The sequence below is a fragment of the Lentilactobacillus sp. genome (assembly GCF_040773105.1).
Taxonomy (GTDB): domain Bacteria; phylum Bacillota; class Bacilli; order Lactobacillales; family Lactobacillaceae; genus Lentilactobacillus; species Lentilactobacillus parabuchneri.
In genome coordinates this window covers 1-16,182 of record NZ_JAXGWW010000030.1, presented here as the reverse complement: position 1 = coordinate 16,182, position 16,182 = coordinate 1, and the positions used below count along the sequence as shown (strand labels likewise).

The 16,182-nt window shown below is 45.1% G+C and carries 12 protein-coding genes; 2 read left to right on the top strand and 10 right to left on the bottom strand.

Annotated elements, in window-relative coordinates; translation table 11 throughout:
• Nucleotides 1-170 precede the first annotated feature (170 nt).
• From AB3112_RS02905 to AB3112_RS02875, 7 genes are all read right to left on the bottom strand, one after another.
• Nucleotides 171-1,019 carry a DUF72 domain-containing protein gene (locus AB3112_RS02905; protein WP_084974872.1) on the bottom strand — a complete coding sequence of 283 codons (849 nt, stop codon included), beginning with the start codon at nt 1,017-1,019 and terminating at the stop codon, nt 171-173.
• 18 nt (nt 1,020-1,037) lie between these two features.
• Nucleotides 1,038-1,754 carry an NAD-dependent protein deacylase gene (locus tag AB3112_RS02900; RefSeq protein WP_084974871.1) on the bottom strand — a complete coding sequence of 239 codons (717 nt, stop codon included), beginning with the start codon at nt 1,752-1,754 and terminating at the stop codon, nt 1,038-1,040.
• A gap of 20 nt (nt 1,755-1,774) precedes the next feature.
• On the bottom strand, nt 1,775-2,746 hold the full coding sequence (locus tag AB3112_RS02895) for an IpaB/EvcA family protein (protein ID WP_084974869.1): 972 nt from the start codon (nt 2,744-2,746) through the stop codon (nt 1,775-1,777).
• Nucleotides 2,747-2,755: 9 nt separating this feature from the next.
• Complete coding sequence (locus tag AB3112_RS02890; protein ID WP_084974866.1) at nt 2,756-4,006, bottom strand: hydroxymethylglutaryl-CoA reductase, degradative; 1,251 nt, start codon at nt 4,004-4,006, stop codon at nt 2,756-2,758.
• A 50-nt stretch (nt 4,007-4,056) separates the two neighbouring features.
• Nucleotides 4,057-4,989: a Ppx/GppA family phosphatase gene (locus AB3112_RS02885; protein ID WP_057908958.1), complete on the bottom strand. Its 933-nt coding sequence runs from the start codon at nt 4,987-4,989 to the stop codon at nt 4,057-4,059.
• A 23-nt stretch (nt 4,990-5,012) separates the two neighbouring features.
• Nucleotides 5,013-6,029, bottom strand: a complete 1,017-nt coding sequence (gene trpS, locus AB3112_RS02880; protein WP_057908959.1) for a tryptophan--tRNA ligase — start codon at nt 6,027-6,029, stop codon at nt 5,013-5,015.
• A 272-nt stretch (nt 6,030-6,301) separates the two neighbouring features.
• Nucleotides 6,302-7,246: a phosphoglycerate dehydrogenase gene (locus tag AB3112_RS02875; protein ID WP_084974865.1), complete on the bottom strand. Its 945-nt coding sequence runs from the start codon at nt 7,244-7,246 to the stop codon at nt 6,302-6,304.
• Nucleotides 7,247-7,426: 180 nt separating this feature from the next.
• Between AB3112_RS02875 and helD the strand changes: the two genes are divergently transcribed.
• Nucleotides 7,427-9,736: an RNA polymerase recycling motor HelD gene (helD, locus tag AB3112_RS02870; RefSeq protein ID WP_367333929.1), complete on the top strand. Its 2,310-nt coding sequence runs from the start codon at nt 7,427-7,429 to the stop codon at nt 9,734-9,736.
• Nucleotides 9,737-9,857: 121 nt separating this feature from the next.
• Here the strand turns inward: helD and AB3112_RS02865 are convergent, their stop codons facing one another.
• Nucleotides 9,858-11,186 carry an NAD(P)/FAD-dependent oxidoreductase gene (locus tag AB3112_RS02865; RefSeq protein ID WP_084974860.1) on the bottom strand — a complete coding sequence of 443 codons (1,329 nt, stop codon included), beginning with the start codon at nt 11,184-11,186 and terminating at the stop codon, nt 9,858-9,860.
• Nucleotides 11,187-11,382: 196 nt separating this feature from the next.
• Between AB3112_RS02865 and AB3112_RS02860 the strand changes: the two genes are divergently transcribed.
• The gene (locus AB3112_RS02860; RefSeq protein WP_367333928.1) at nt 11,383-12,360 is read left to right on the top strand and encodes a polyprenyl synthetase family protein; all 978 of its coding nucleotides are present in this window, start codon (nt 11,383-11,385) and stop codon (nt 12,358-12,360) included.
• 106 nt (nt 12,361-12,466) lie between these two features.
• Here AB3112_RS02860 and cydC read toward each other — a convergent pair whose 3' ends face one another.
• Both cydC and cydD read right to left on the bottom strand, forming a co-directional pair.
• The gene (gene cydC, locus AB3112_RS02855; protein WP_084974856.1) at nt 12,467-14,209 is read right to left on the bottom strand and encodes a thiol reductant ABC exporter subunit CydC; all 1,743 of its coding nucleotides are present in this window, start codon (nt 14,207-14,209) and stop codon (nt 12,467-12,469) included.
• Nucleotides 14,206-15,936 (bottom strand): thiol reductant ABC exporter subunit CydD, encoded by a 1,731-nt coding sequence (cydD, locus tag AB3112_RS02850; protein WP_367333927.1) that lies wholly within the window; start codon nt 15,934-15,936, stop codon nt 14,206-14,208. Before cydD ends, cydC begins: the two co-directional genes overlap by 4 nt.
• Nucleotides 15,937-16,182 lie beyond the last annotated feature (246 nt).

Genomic DNA, 16,182 nt, shown 5'->3' with positions numbered 1-16,182 from the left:
TACTTTCTGCCATGAAAGTACCTCTTTTCACATTTAATTAATCTTTAATTTAATACAATCAAGTATAGCAAATATTTTTTAGAATGGCGATGAGATTTGTACGTCGCCAAACTTTGCACGGTCATAACGAGTTGGCTGAATGAGTCGTCTGTTAGTGGCCACCCTAACGGTTAAAATAAATTCATCTGAAGCGGCCCGAGACCACCAAAGGTTAATCCGAGCATCTCCTTGAGCTGCAGGGCATTATCTGCCGCGTCACCGCCGGAATTATTGTTGAAAATAACGCAAACTTCATCTACTTGGTCATTAAGCGTTTCGACCGTTTGTTTAAATTCGGTGAGTTCGGCTTCGGAATACCGATATAATGTCCGCTTGCTTCGCCACTCACTGGATTGATCGGTCCATCCCGAAACGTTTCGCCCGTGAAGTCTCAGCAACGCCAATTTTGAATTGGTTACGACAGGCTCGAACGGCACCCCGCGATTGGTGGTGTGCGGCTCGTCCACCGCCACCAGTGTGATTCCCAGTTCTTTTAAATAGCCGGCAACATCCCTGGTAATCTCATCCCCATACCAAGTTGAATTGCGAAATTCCACGGCGATTGGATACCCTTGCATTAACAGACTGATGCGGCGGAGATATTCAATGGTCGCGACGCTTCTGGCAAAGTATGGCGGAAACTGAAATAAGACCGCCTTTAATTGGTGAGCCGCCATCAACGGGGCAATCGCGCGTTTGTAGTCGTTAAAGGCAACCAGTCGCTCTTCGTTTCCCACCGGCTCTGAACTACCCTGATCATGCATCGTCATCACCCGGTTGGCTTTCAAAATGAACTGAAAATTCTTCGGAACCTGATGCTGCCAATTTTCGATCACCGTTGACTTGGGAATTGCATAAAACGGCGTGTCCAATTCCACCACCGGAAAGTGGGCACTATATTCTGTGAGTCTGACTTTGCGTTTTACGCCATCAATTAAAGCCGGATGATCGGAAAACGTTGTGAGTCCAATTGTAATCAATCATCCCGCCTCCTCGTTTTAAGCATGAACCTGCAGATCCTTGAAAAAGTCGACCGCATTTTCTTTGATCATTGTAAATGGAAAATTAAAGGTCAATTGTTCTTCGTTTACGGCTAAAACCTTTGCGTTCGCTGAACGATAATCGATCAGGCCGGCAAATGGGTAAACCCGCATTGACGTCCCAACGATAACGAGCAAGTCAGCCCTTGATACAGCGTCAACACTCTTAGAGATTGCGTCCGGATCCAACCCTTCACCGTATAGGACGATATCAGGACGCAAAATTCCGCCGCAGTTTTCGTGGTACATGCTCTTCAGGTAATCCTTGTAGTCGACCTTCTTGCCGCATTTTTGACAATAGACCGTGTATAAGTTGCCGTGAAATTCAATTAGATTTTGAGTCCCGGCCTTTCGATACAAACTGTCAATATTTTGCGTGACAACAACCGCATCTTTTTGGTGGGTAAATGCCGCTTGTTTTTCGTGAATAACGTTTGGTTTGGCGTCCGGATAATACATATTTGACTTTTCATATTGCCAAAAAACTTCTGGCTCATCACGCAAACAGTCCGAACTCAAATAATACTCGGCCGGTTTATCCGACTGGTCATTTGTGTACAGGCCATTCTTGGAACGATAATCAGGAATCCCAGATGCCGTTGACACCCCAGCCCCGGTTAAAAACACAATGTTGTTTGCCTGATCAAATTCAGCTTGAATCTTAGGATCAATCATCGTCTGTCTCCTTTCATGAACTATTTTCGGATAATATATGGCATTTTCAAGTCTTCAAACAACTCGCGAACCGTTTGATCATAAACCTTTTTGAAAAATTCAGGATCGTCTTGATTTCCCTTTGGATTCGCCAAAACAAACGAATTCTGGTCGTCAACCCGGTTAAAGCCAACGTATCCTTTGGTATTGCTTTTAACTTCAACAAGATCCGAGTGGTAAATTTCAAATAATTGCTTGACTTTAAGCCCCAACTGACGTTCCGATAAGACACTTGTCACCGTGGTGAACTCCGTGTTGTGAAGCGCCGGCAATTCCCAATCCTTGAGCTGCTCATCAAAGGCCTTGAAGAGTTTGACAACATTTCTGCGCAAGCTGAAAGGAGAATCCGTTGGCTTTTCAGAAATCACCTGGTACAGCTTTTGAGCGGCGGCAAATGAAACCGGAAAGTCCTTGGCAAATTTGTCGGCAACTTGATCGACATCGTCGCCATAAAAGACGAGTGCGTCAAGCAGGGTTGTCAATCTTAACATCATTTGATCGTCTAATGGATCCGGTTCAGGCTTGATGGTTGCGTATACGCCTTTGAGGTACATGTCCTCAATTTCCTGATTGATCAAGTGGTGCTTGCGCTGTTCGGATACGACCACAAAATGCGAGACAATGTCATAGAGTTCGGTTCCCATCATTTTGAGCTGTTCATCCAAATTGTCATCACCGGTTGTGAGTGAATAAAAGACCTGTGGAAAGCCCCGCAGCACCATCAATAAATGAAGCAGCTCATGAGAAGCCGTGTAGTTCGGTGCACTCAAATCAGCAATTTGGACAATAATATTTTTACCATCCTGAACAGTTTGGGCTTGATCGTGACGGACATATCCGGATTGCAGCTTGCCAATAAAGGTCACCGCAATGTTTCCGGGGAAAAAGTTATTGACCGCGTCAATTAAGCCGTGGACGTCCTTGTTAAGCTCGATATCAATGTTGTTATCCATGTTGTTCTCCTATCTGCGTATCGTCTTTAAAATTTGTTTAACTGCCCGAGAATCGGGGTTCTTAAGTTGTCTTAGCTGATCAATCACTTGCGGCAATTCAAAATCCTGGGCCCCATTTGATAAAGCTAAAGATTTTAACTGCAGGTTCATGTGACCTTTTTGAATTCCCTCTGTTACCAACGCTTTTAGAGCCGCCAAGTTTTGGGCCAGCCCCACCGCGGCAATCAACGCCATTTCTTCTTGGGTGTTATGAATCGCTGCAATTTGCTTATTGATCGCCACCAGCGGTAAAACCTTGTTAGCGCCGCCTACAAAGCCGATTGGAACTGGCAGGTCCATTTGTCCAATCAAGTCTTTATCGCTCATCTGCCACGTGGTGAGGCCCTTATACGCCCCTGTCCGCGCAGCATATGAATGGACCGCACTTTCAACCGCCCGCCAATCGTTACCAAAGGCAATTGTCGCGGCATCAACACCGTTCATAATTCCCTTATTGTGAGTCGTCGCCCGACGGAAGTCCAGTTGAGCCACTTGGCTGGCATCAACGATCCGCTGGCCGACCACTTGTCCGCTCATCGATTGGGTTGCTAACTGTGCAAGTGGCACTTTACCCGAAACATGGACCACTGCTTCATCCGCGTAATTTGTCAAAATCGCCATGGTGATTTCGGCGTTCATTTGGTCTCTGAGCCAGTTAGAAAGTGCCTCCAACATCGTATTGATCATGTTGGCGCCCATCGCCTCACCCGTATCAACCATTAAGTCGATGGACGTAAAGGTTGAATCCAACTGGCGGACCGAGAAACGTTTTGCACCGCCACCATAGCTTAAAATGCTTGGATGGCTGTTATTTGCAATTTCGATCATCTCCGCTTGGTGGTCAGTCACAAACTCATCAAGTTGAGAAAAAGCGCCATTTTTGATGATTATTTGCCCGCCCGTTAGTTGACTGGCAACTTCTGCTTGAATCCCGCCACCGGCCGCTAACAGCCGACTGCCATTACTGGCCGCTGCGATGACCGACGGCTCTTCAGTCACCATCGGCACCAGGTGCGAATGGCCGTTAACCACCACGCCAACCGCAACGCCCTGTGGCAGGCCAAAGTCGGTCACATAATTTTCAATGACCTGACCGGACGGCTGTGAAAACTGCTGCTTGATTAAATCCAATTGGTCCGGTGTCAACCCGGCTTCTTCAACAATCATGTCTAATCTTTTCTGGAATGGTTTCTTATAAAAGTGGTTCCACTTACTGTCCATATTATCACCATCGGTTTTGAATGCACAAAAAGCTGGTTATCTGCCAGCCTTTATGATGTCCCATATTCTTTTTGGATATATTCGGTAATGATGCCTTCACGAACCCCGCTCTCTGAAAACAGCACTTTTTTTGCTTCAATTTTATCCATCAACACAATCAGTGGCAGAAGGCCGCCAACGATGATGTCGGCGCGATCGTGTTCAAGTCCTTGAATCTTGCGACGTCGGTTGACGTTTCCCTTGAGCAAATTCAAATAAGTCCGATTCACTTGTTCAGCGGTCAAATGATAGCCGTGAATGGCATCAATTCGAACCATGTTTTGACGGCGCCGGTTAATTCTTGCCAAGGTTCGGTTCGCACCCCCCAGCAGGACCAGGGGCTGATGAGTAGCCCGGGCCAACCAGTCAATCTTTGAATAAATTTTACGGATGTTAAATTGCGCGTTAAATAAATTGGCTCCAGTGATATTGTCGTTCAAATGATAGCGCTCGGTAATATTAACCGCCCCAATTGGAATACTGGTCAAATTGGCACTTTCGCCATTGCTCACCCGAATGAGTTCACAACTGGCACCGCCAATATCCAAAATGAGACAATTTTTGATTCCCAGACGATTGATAACACCCAGATAATCGTAATAGGCTTCTTGACTTCCGGTCAGCACTTTCAGGGAAATCCCAATTCGACTCTTAACGGCCTGCAGAAATTGAGCTTGATTTTTAGCCTGCCGAACAGCTGCAGTCGCAATCCCAATCACCCGTTTGTCCTGATACTGAGAATAAATCTGCTTAAAGTCAGCTAATGATTCAATGGTCCGTTCCATGGCGGCGGGCTGTAAAATCTTGCCGCGCCCCATCCCTTCAGACAACCGACTGTCACTTTTAATCCGTTTAATCTCGCGGTAAGATCCGTCTGCTGAAATCTGATTGATTGCCATTCTGACTGAATTGGAACCAATATCCAAAATTACAAGGTTTTCCATCCCTGCCACCCTTTCTGGACATATTAGTCAAAATAGTTAATGCCAATGGCGTCCCGAACTTCTTTAAGAGTTTGATTAGCCACTTTATTAGCGGATTCGCTGCCCTTTTTAAGAATGTCGTAAACTCCCTGTTCGTCTTCAGCGTATTGGTTGCGACGTTCCCGAATCGGCTTTAATTCAGCTTGAAGGACGTCGTTTAAGTAACGTTTAATCTTGACGTCGCCCAAACCACCGTGACCGTATTGTTCCTTTAGTTCTTGGACCTTCTGCTTATCCGGATCAAAAATGTCCAAATAAGTGAAGACAGTGTTGCCCTCGACTTGCCCAGGATCTTCGACGTGAATATGGTTGGGGTCCGTATACATCGACATGACTTTCTTTTGAATCGTGTCTTCATCGTCTGACAGATAAATGGCATTGCCCAGCGATTTGCTCATCTTGGCGTTCCCATCAAGTCCAGGAATTCTTCCCATTCCCTTTGGTGGGAAATAGCCTTCGGGTTCAACCAAAATATCATCGTGATACACGGAATTAAATGTCCGCACGATTTCTCGGGTCTGTTCCAGCATTGGTTCCTGGTCATCCCCCACCGGAACGGTTGTTGCTTTAAAGGCGGTGATATCAGCAGCTTGGCTGATCGGATACATCGCAAAACCAACTGGAACACTTTGGCCAAAGGCTTTTTGCTTAATTTCGTTCTTAACGGTTGGATTACGGTTCAACCGGGAAACTGTCACCAAATTCGAATAGTGCTGGGTTAATTCTGGCAGCGCCGGAATCTGCGACTGCACCAAAATGGTCGACTTTTCGGGATCAATGCCAACAGCCAAGTAATCCAAAGCAACTTGAATCAGGCTGTGGCGAATTTTTTCGGGATCACGGGCATTATCAGTCAGTGCCTGCATGTCGGCAATCATGATAAATGTTTCGTAGTCACCGGAGTTTTGTAATGCCACCCGGTTTTTTAATGAACCAACGTAATGGCCGATATGCAGCTTGCCGGTTGGTCTGTCACCTGTCAAAATAATCTTCTTTGTCATCATATCCATCCTTTCAAAAAACGCCCTATTGCTTTAACAATAGGACGCTTATACGTGGTACCACCTAAATTGCGACTACTATTTAGCCACCGCTCTAGACGATATGGGCGTCACCCTTTTAATAAAACCAATTCGTCTCGTCGTGGCCGTTTTCAGCTAATCGACCTCTCTGTTACTGACGATTCTACTCACTTTTTAATAACAATTTAATTTTACTGATAAACCACTTAAAAGTAAACCCTGTTTAATCGGAATTTAAAGAAGTTTGTTCGTTAATAACCGGCGGATAAATCAACCTGATTGATGGCAATGGTACCGGTCTGAATGAATGTGGTCAGGTTCTTGTAGAAAATGTCAAAGGCTGCCTGCCCATATTCACGAAAACCTCCAGAAATATGTGGCGTGATGATGACATTATCCATCTCCCATAACGGCGACGTTGCCTCAAGCGGCTCATTTTCAAAGACGTCCAATGCGGCACCAGCCAGTTGATGGGTATCCAGTGCGTCAATCAGCGCCTTGGTATCCACCGAGGGACCACGACCGACGTTAATAAAGACCGGCTGATTTTCCATCTGGTCAAAGAATGCCGGATTAAAGAAATGCCGGGTCTCAGTGGTCAACGGCATAATGTTGACTACAAAGTCCGCCTTAGCAGCTTCGACTGTACCGGATTTGTCAGTCACAACCCGGTCAAAATGAGCAGCGGGACGGCCATGGCGACTAACGCCGATCGTCGTGACCCCGAAGGCTTTGAGCTTCTCAGCAATCCCCTGGCCAATATGTCCAGTCCCAAAAATGACAACCGTGCGATTCGTCAATGTGTAGATCTGGTTGCGAATTTGATCGCCAATCCATTCGTGTTCACGGCGAGCCGCATGACTGGCCACGATGCCACGGGCAAATGATAGGATGTAGGCAAGCACCATTTCACTGATCGGCTCAGCATGAATGCCACTCACGTTTGCCAGTGAAATCTGTTTTGCCTTAAATTCAGCCAACGGAAAATAATCCACACCAGCAGAGTTGGACTGAACAAACTTGAGCTTGTTGGATTGTGCCAGAACAGATTCGGCAGGCTTGCCCCAGCCGTAGATGACGTCGATGTTTTTGGCGTTATCGCCTAATTCGTTACCGTCAATGACTTCAACATCGCCTAAAGCGGCCAATTTGGCGCGGTTTTGAGCACTCAGTTCAAACAGATTTAAAATTTTCATAAGTCCATCCCTTTCGTTTCTTACATGAAAAAGTATACGCTCCAAACAGACGCAAAAAAAGAAAAGTCGTTTGGTGAAAAACAAACCGACTGATGAATTGACAACGGCCCTCAATCCAACTAAAATTGTCGAAGCATTCTTAATTGAGCGATGAACCGGAATCCGAATGGAGGAACCCTTTTGGAAAACAACGAAAAGAAAACAGAACAGATGCGGGTCGACCAAGTCGTCAAGCGGATCGACAAAAAGATCATCAGCACTGACGAAGAGCTTAATCGGGCCCACGCAGAAACCAAAAAGGTTCAGCAAACCTATTCAGACAACACGTCAGTCAACTATTTTGAAGTTGATGATCGAATTGAAACGAGTGCCGAACTCCAGCAGCAACGGGGTTTGGTTTCCCGATTAACCGAAAACGAAAGTATTTTGAAGAACCAACTTTCGACACTGAAAGATTTAAAAAAGTCTCCTTACTTCGGTCGAATTGATATTCAAGACCAAGGGGATACCGAACCCGAAAAGTTATATATCGGGATCGCGTCATTTGAAAATGAAGACGGTGAATTTTTAGTTTATGATTGGCGGGCGCCAATTTCCAGTGTCTATTACAACGGCACTCTGGGCGAGGTTAGTTACCAAACCCCAATCGGTGAACAAAAAACAACGCTCAAGAAAAAACGTCAGTTTCAAATTGTCGATGGTCAAATTAGAAACATGTTTGACACCAACGAGACTGTTGGTGATGAAATGCTCCAAAGCGCGCTGGGTGAACAGACCGATCAATACATGCAAAATATTGTGGCCACCATTCAACACGAACAAAATGACATCATTCGAGATACCACCAGTAACTTGTTGGTGGTCCAAGGAGTTGCCGGTTCCGGTAAAACGTCGGCGATTTTACAGCGAATTGCCTTTTTACTTTATCACAGCCGAGATACGCTGGAAGCCGACCAAATCATTTTATTTTCACCCAATAAACTTTTCAGTCACTATATCTCTGAAGTCCTGCCAAGTTTAGGTGAGCGTAACATGCGGCAAGTGACGTTCGATGAATTTATCGACAACCGCTTGAAGGGATTAAATGTCCAAAGTTTGTTTGAGCGTTACGAAACTGATGGCACCTTGACGGAGCAACAGCGCTATGTGCGTGCTTTCAAGGAATCCGCCAAGTTTATGGATGAACTGCAGGAATATTGTGACAACCTCTCTTCGTCGCAAATTTTCTTCAGTGACATTATCTTTAACGACACGCCTTTCTTCACCAAAAAAGAAATCAGTCGGATCTTTGATAGTTTCCCAAAAGCGGCCAAGATTTACGACCGCTTCCTGCAGACTAAAAACGCCTTAATTAAGCAATTAAAACGCCGAATTGACGATGAAACAAAAGCGACTTGGGTCAACGACGAAATCGACCAGTTAAGTAACGAAAAGTATCATGATCTACTGTCCGGAAAAGCGCTTGGTGAATTCCAAAATGAAGACGATGAACGCTTTTATATCGCCAGAAAAATTGTTGCAAGCCGCCTGCGCGTTGTCTACGACGCCATCTTTAACGACAACTTCTTTGATGCCTACCTGCAGTACGCCGATTTCTTAAAAACGGTCGACTTACCGCAAAATATTAAACAACCCCAGTGGCAGCAAACCATCGACGAATTTAGCCAGTCAATTGAGTTTCATTCAATCAAGCTCGATGATTGTGCCCCACTGCTTTACATGCGCGATTACATGTGTAACAGCGGCCAAAATAACACCATGAAGTATTTATTTGTCGATGAAATGCAGGATTATTCCGTCGCTCAGCTGAAATATCTGCGATACGCATTTCCTCAAACCAAGTGGACCCTGCTGGGCGATAGTGAACAAGCCTTATTCAAGGATGTTGAACAGCCCGAAGAAATTTTAAACAAGTTAAATTCGGCCTTTCACGTCCGCCGTTCACGCTTGATCAGCTTAATGCGGTCCTATCGATCGACTTTGCCAATTACAGATTTTGCCAAATCCATCCTGCCAAACGGCGACGATATTCAGGCATTTAACCGTCCCGGAGACATCCCTGAACTGATCTTGGCTACGGACTTTACTGATGGCATTAAACAATTGGAACGGGTCATTACCAAACAGCGAAAACACTATCAGACGGTTGCTGTCTTGACCAAGAATATGACTGAGGCAGAGCAGGTATATAAGCAGCTGCACGCCAAAGGTGACGTGACCCTGCTAAAAGATGCTGACAGGACACTTCCAAGTGGCTTATTGGTCTTGCCGATCTATTTGGCCAAGGGATTGGAATTTGATTCGGTCATCGCTTGGGACACTTCCGAGAAAAACTACCCGGATGAAAGCCTACTGGGAACTTTATACACGATCATTACACGAGCGATGCATCACCTCACTTTGATCAGTCTGGGTGACGTCACACCAATTATTGCCAATAGCACATTAAGCAACAGCAAAATTAAAATTGAAAAAAAGATTCAAAAGTGATTACCAATTTAAACAATCAGTTACAAAAGTCCACTTCCGGGTTTTAAGAGGAAGTGGACTTTTATGATGTTTAAAACTGATTGATTCACTGAACTGAATTGTCGGAAAACAACCGCCAGAATTAGACAAGGTATTGAATATCGCTGGCAAATGTCGGGTAGGCCAAAATTTCTTGATTGAAATCACTGATTTTCATGTGCTGGTTGATCATTAACGTAAAGATATTAATTAAATAATCGGCGTGATTGCTTAAGATCGTCGCCCCAACGACGGTTTCATTGTTCCGGTCAATCACGACTTTGGCTTTGGCGACCGGCTCATTTAACCGGTGGTAACTGTACCATTTGTGCATATCATTGGTAATCAGTAAGTATTGGTCGTTATCAGCAGCGATACTGGCCGGTACGCCAACTTGAGCCAGTGATGGTTGGCCAAAGACCATCGTGGGAATCGCCTTGAAGGCAATTGGAGCCGGGTCGCCGCCAAAATACTTGGCCAAATACCCCGCTTCATATCCAGCAACCGGCGTTAACTTAGGCTGCTCGGTGCTGACCACATCCCCCATCGCAAAAATAGTTGGGTTGGTGGTTTGTAGATGTTCATTGACAACCACGCCATGTCGGTCAACATTGACGCCAACGTTCTCCAAGCCAAGGGTATCGACGTTCGGCGTCCGACCCGCCGTCGCAAAGACCATATCCGTCGGCAGCTGGAATTGATCACCTTCAAGGACAAATTGGGCGCCAACCTGCGTTATTTGGGAAACTTCCGTATTGAAATGAAAATCAATTCCGATTTCGCTGAGATGGTCGATGGCTTGTTGGACCAGCTGTTGGTCAAATTGCTTCAGTGGCCGATCATTATGGTGGATCAAATGGACCTTGGCGCCTGCAGCCCGAGCAATTCCTGCCAATTCAAAGCCGATATAGCCACCGCCGATAAAAGTGACGTCACTTGGCATCTCATCTAAATTCAAAAAATCGGTACTGGTTTTGAAGTACTGGTGACCAGCAATATCAGGAATTGATGGTCGTTGTCCGGTTGCGATCACAAATTTATCTGCTGACAGCTGCTCGTTTCCGGCCTCAACCAGCCCTTCCGCGTTAAAGTGGGCGTGCTCGTGATAGGTGTCGACACCGTCAGCGGTTAGTGAATTCTGAGTGGCACTTGAAATTGGGTTTGTATACTGACGCTTTTTGCGCATCAAGTCCGGCCAATTCACCGAAACCCGGCCGGAAATCCCATTTCCCTGCATGTCATTGACCAGTTGGGTGATTTCTAATCCCGAGAGCAATATCTTTTTGGGATCACATCCACGATTCGGACACGTCCCACCAAATAAATTATCTTCGACGACAGCGACAGTTTTGTTTTGCCGGCGTAAGGAATGTGCCAGCGATGCGCCGGCAACCCCACCACCTAGGATGACCACGTCGTATTGTTTTGTCATGAATAATTCCTCCTCAAATAATCCCAAGAAACCCGTTATCACCGGCCGTTTCAAGCTGGCAATGATTTAAAACGATATTTCATAAATCCATTGTAGTCTACTTGACAATTATTTCCACATACTGTTAATTGACAAGTCCCTTAGGAATTTGTATCTTAGAGGTTGTAGTTAAAATTTTGTTAAATTGAGGTGTACCATGGTTCATGCACTTTGGCGCCAATTTCCGCGGATTAATTTAAAATTAATCGCTTTGGAACCTTATTTGCTTAACGCAGTAAATCTTTCCAATCAGCCCAGTCATCATAAGATTGTTGACTTATTAAAATCAGGCGGCAAGTTTCTTCGCCCCGGGTTCTTTTACATATACTCCGAGTTTGGCGAATCCGTCGACCCGGCAGTCATTAAAGCCGGTGCCGCGGCAGTCGAATTACTCCATGTCGCAACGCTCATTCATGACGATGTGATTGATGAGTCTCCTTTGCGTCGCGGAGTTGCCACCATTCATACCCAATATGGCCAAAAAAACGCCATTTACGCCGGTGATTACCTGTTTACGTGTTACTTTAACCAGGTCCTCAAATCAACGCAGGATCCGGCTGATATGAAGCGACACATCGACGCCATGCAGGTTATCCTGACAGGCGAATTGGACCAAATGAAGTACAACTTTAATCAACAGTTGACGTCTGCCGATTATTTCCATGAAATTACCGGAAAAACCGCCGAGTTGTTTAAACTTTGTTTTCAGCAGAGTGCCATTGTGACCCATGCAGCACCAGAAATCGTTGAACTGGGCGGCGAAATTGGGATTACAATTGGCCAGGCTTACCAAATTTTAGATGATATTTTAGATTACAGCGGCGATACAACGCAAACTAAAAAACCCGTCTTAGAAGATCTGAAGTCGGGGGTCTATACCCTGCCGCTGATTTTTGCCAACCAATTGGTACCAGACTCATTGAAGCCACTGCTGGACAAAAAAGATCAATTAACGGATACAGACATTCAAGCCATCAAAGCGATTGTCATTCAATCTGGTGGCCTAAAAAAAGCCATTGAGGTTGCAGATGAGTTGACTGATAAGGCACTTGGGCTCATTGCCAAGTTACCGGAACAGAAATCCAAACAGGATCTAGAAAAATTGACCCGCATGTTGCTGACGCGCAAACAGTAAGTGAGCGGTCATTAAAAACAAGAGGAGCGGTGGCAAAACAACTGTTTTGTCGTCGCTCCTCTTGTTTTTATTATCGGTAAAAGTATCCGATCAACCGAATTTCAGATCACGCTCTTCCGCGATCCAAATCGTACAATTGTCTAAATCTGGCTTCGGTTTGATAGAGCTCCTGGGGTGTCCCCTGCATATCAAATTCGCCATTTTCCATAAATCTGACCTGATCGACGTGGGTAATTCCCGCCAAGTGGTGGGTTACCCAGATAATCGTCTTATCATGCAGTAACTCAAAGACCTTATCCAACAACTTCTTTTCGGTAATTGGATCCAGACTGACGGTTGGCTCATCCAAAATGATGATCGGTGCATCCTGCAACAAAATTCTGGCAAGTGATAACCGTTGTCGTTCACCGCCTGAGAATCGTTTGCCGGCTTCTTGCACTTCCGTATCATACTTATCCGGCAATGACTCGATTAAATCTTTCAATCCAACGGCCGCCAAGGCATCTTTAACTTGTTGATCAGATGCGTTCGTGTTACCCAATCGAACGTTATTCATAACCGTCGTATCAAACAAATAAGGCTGCTGATCCAAAATCCCAAACAGTGAGGATCGAATTGATTGCAGGTTCAAAATGTTTTGACCGTTAATCAAAACTTCCCCGTCAGTTGGCGTCAAATCACCAACCACTAATTTTAAGAAAGTACTCTTTCCAGTCCCACTTGGGCCCAGTAAGGCAATTTTTTCACCGGGATGAATATCCATTGAAATGTGTTTAACCACGTTTCGATTACCATCTTGATATTTGAAAGTGAGTTGGTTGATTTTCAGCTCTTTAAAAGAACCGGCCAATTTCTGTTGATCGATTGGCTTGTCGTCACTGCTATCCAAAGCATTAACCCGTTCAATTGAGCGTCGGTAAACCGGCCATTCGCTGGCACCCTGGCTCATATTAACAAACGGCGAAACTGCCGGGAAGATTGCCAAGGCAAAGGCAGCGACCCAGTTCGCCATCGATTTGGTAGCTGTAAATTGATAAGCCGACCAAACCAATAACGTAATCGTGGTCAATAAGATAATAAATTGAACAAAGAATTCACGCCACCATTGGAAATAGTGATCCTGTTTTCGTAAAGCGGCAATCTCTTTAATCGGCTTTTTCTGCAGGTTCATAAAATCAGTGTAACGGCCTGAAATCAACCAGTCACCCAATCCCATAACTTCATCGGTCAAATTGGTATAAAATTCGTGTTGAATCTGATGCTGTTTGAACTCACGGACCCCGTTAGTGGCAACCGACATCAACGGCATAATGATCGTGATAATCCCCAATAATAACAATAGCAGCAAGCCGACCGCCCAGTTGAGCGACCCGACGCCAATCACGACGAAAATATATAACAGCCACCCAATTACCATCGGAAAGACGGTTCTCAAGTAGAGGTTTTCGATGTGGTCAATATCATCAGCCAAGATACTTAAAATATCCCCGGTCTGATGGGCCCGCTGAATGGCCGAGGCCTTTTTTTCGACTGTTTGATACAGCTTTTTTCTAAAATCAGAGACAATTCTTAACACCCAGTTATGACTGGTCAATCGTTCAACATACCGAAAGACTGGCCGGGCAATCCCAAAGGCCCGGGCCAGGACAACCGGGACGTAAATATAAATAATGCTTGATGGCCGCCGAGCCGCCTCACTAATCAGAAAGCCGGAGTTAAACATCAACGCACCGCCTGAAAAGAAGGTCATAAAGCCCAAAAACAAAACCAGAATCAACAAACCTTTGTATTTTCTCAGGTAAGGCATGACCCAGGTATCGTTTGCGAACGTTTTGCGGAAATTTTTCATAGATCAGCCGCCTCCATTTCAGAACGAAGTTTGACGTAATCACCATTGCGTTTGGCCAATTCGTCGGGTGTTCCCTGTTCAACCACGCGCCCGTGATCCATGACGAGCACATAATCCATCTCACCAATCCAGTGAAGTCTGTGGGTGGCGAAGAAAACCAAATGGTCTTCAAAAACCGGCAGGATATCCTTTTTCAAGCTGGCTTCAGTTTCAATATCCAAATGGGCAGTCGGCTCATCAAATAGCAGGACTTTTCTGCTTGGATCCAAAAACGCTCTGGCAAGGGCAATTCGTTGTGCCTGACCCCCACTGACGGTCCTGGCACCTTCACCAATCATGGTGTTCAAGCCATCCGGAAGCGTCTTAATCCAATCGCTTAATCCGGCCTTCTCAGCGGCATTTTCAATTGCCTCCGTGGTCGCATCCGCCACATAAAAGGAAATGTTATCAGCCAATGTTGCGTGGAATAAATACGGATTTTGTGGAATGTACAAAAAGTTTTTCTGCCACGCAGCCTGGTTCAAATGTGGTAACGACTTGCCGTTTAAAATAATTTGATCTTTCTTGTCCGGTGATAAGAAGCCGCCAATTAAGTTGATCAAAGTCGATTTACCAGACCCGGATGCGCCAATAATGCCAATCTTTTGCATCCCTTTAATATCGACATTAATGTCTTTTAACGTCGCTTCTTCAGTATCTGGATAGGTTAAGGCAACCTGATCCAGCTTAAGTGTCGATTCGTTATCCCATTTGAATGCCGGCATGATTTCACGTTCACTCATTTCGGGTTCGTTCAAAACGTCCAAGACAGCCGTCATGGCATTCTTCCCGTTCAAAGTGGCGTGGTAATCGTTTGCAAAATTTCTGATTGGCAAAAAGTATTCAGGGGCCAAAACCAGAATCGTCAGGGCCGGCAACAATAAGACTTTGCCGTCCATCAAATCAAAACCAAGGAAGACGGCAACCACGGCAATTGACAACGTGGTGAAGAAGTCGAGGGCAAAGGTGGACGTCAACGCAATTTTTAAGGTGGACATAGTTTCTTTTCGATAAGATTCACTGACGTCATAAACGTTATCAGCGTATCGTTTGGACAACCCTAACTGTTTAAGGGTTGGCAACCCCCGCAAGGTATCAACAAAGTGATTGGATAATCGCTGATAGCCTTCATACTGACGGTCGGCTTTGCTCTGCGCTGCGAGGCCAAGAATAATCATAAACAAAATGATAATTGGAAAAATAGCAAATAAGAAAATTGCCTGTTCCCAGCGCAGGAAAAGGACGTAAAGTAAAATCAGCCACGGTGTAATCGACATATCCAATATTTTGATGACCACCAGCATTAAATAAGTCTGGACCTGATCAATTCCTTCCAGAGCCATCGTGACAATGTTTCCGGTTCCCCGTTTATCAATCTCTGCAGGACCCAGTCGAAAAATCTTCGCCATCAGGTCTTCACGCATATCGCCACTGGTCTTTTCGACAAATGGAAACAGCACCCGATTCTCAGTCACCGTCAGTAAATGACGGGCTAAAAAGGCGATGGTGAACACAATCGTTGGTGCAACAATCGTGTTAATCGACTGCAAATTCCATAAATTAACAATGGCAATCGAAAGCGCCCGTGCCTGAGCAATTATTGCGACTGCTTGAATGAATACTAATACTGCCAAAATCGCAGCGTATTTTTTCATCCCGGGCAGATCGAACAATCTTTTATCAATCAAACTTTTCACTCCCCCATCTGAAAAATTAACTTACAAACTCTAGTATAAAGAATTATTGCGCACAATGAAATATCAGAAAGCAAAGTATTTGGATGTTTTAGGTGTTTTTTAAATAGGAAAGGGGCTGTGATAAAATTAACGTTTTGCCAACGGCCCCCTTGCTTTTTTTATTTTATATAGCCGGAACGTGTGCCAAAAGGCCGCTTCCTAGGCATAACTACGAATAACTTTCCGAGCTTTCAGCTC

What these genes read in the sequence shown, in the direction of transcription:
- AB3112_RS02890 (WP_084974866.1), bottom strand. Translation starts at nt 4,006, where the DNA reads ATGGACAGTAAGTGGAACCACTTTTATAAGAAACCATTCCAGAAAAGA.
- AB3112_RS02900 (WP_084974871.1), bottom strand. Translation starts at nt 1,754, where the DNA reads ATGATTGATCCTAAGATTCAAGCTGAATTTGATCAGGCAAACAACATT.
- cydC (WP_084974856.1), bottom strand. Translation starts at nt 14,209, where the DNA reads ATGAAAAATTTCCGCAAAACGTTCGCAAACGATACCTGGGTCATGCCT.
- AB3112_RS02895 (WP_084974869.1), bottom strand. Translation starts at nt 2,746, where the DNA reads ATGGATAACAACATTGATATCGAGCTTAACAAGGACGTCCACGGCTTA.
- AB3112_RS02875 (WP_084974865.1), bottom strand. Translation starts at nt 7,246, where the DNA reads ATGAAAATTTTAAATCTGTTTGAACTGAGTGCTCAAAACCGCGCCAAA.
- AB3112_RS02865 (WP_084974860.1), bottom strand. Translation starts at nt 11,186, where the DNA reads ATGACAAAACAATACGACGTGGTCATCCTAGGTGGTGGGGTTGCCGGC.
- AB3112_RS02885 (WP_057908958.1), bottom strand. Translation starts at nt 4,989, where the DNA reads ATGGAAAACCTTGTAATTTTGGATATTGGTTCCAATTCAGTCAGAATG.
- trpS (WP_057908959.1), bottom strand. Translation starts at nt 6,029, where the DNA reads ATGACAAAGAAGATTATTTTGACAGGTGACAGACCAACCGGCAAGCTG.
- AB3112_RS02860 (WP_367333928.1), top strand. Translation starts at nt 11,383, where the DNA reads ATGGTTCATGCACTTTGGCGCCAATTTCCGCGGATTAATTTAAAATTA.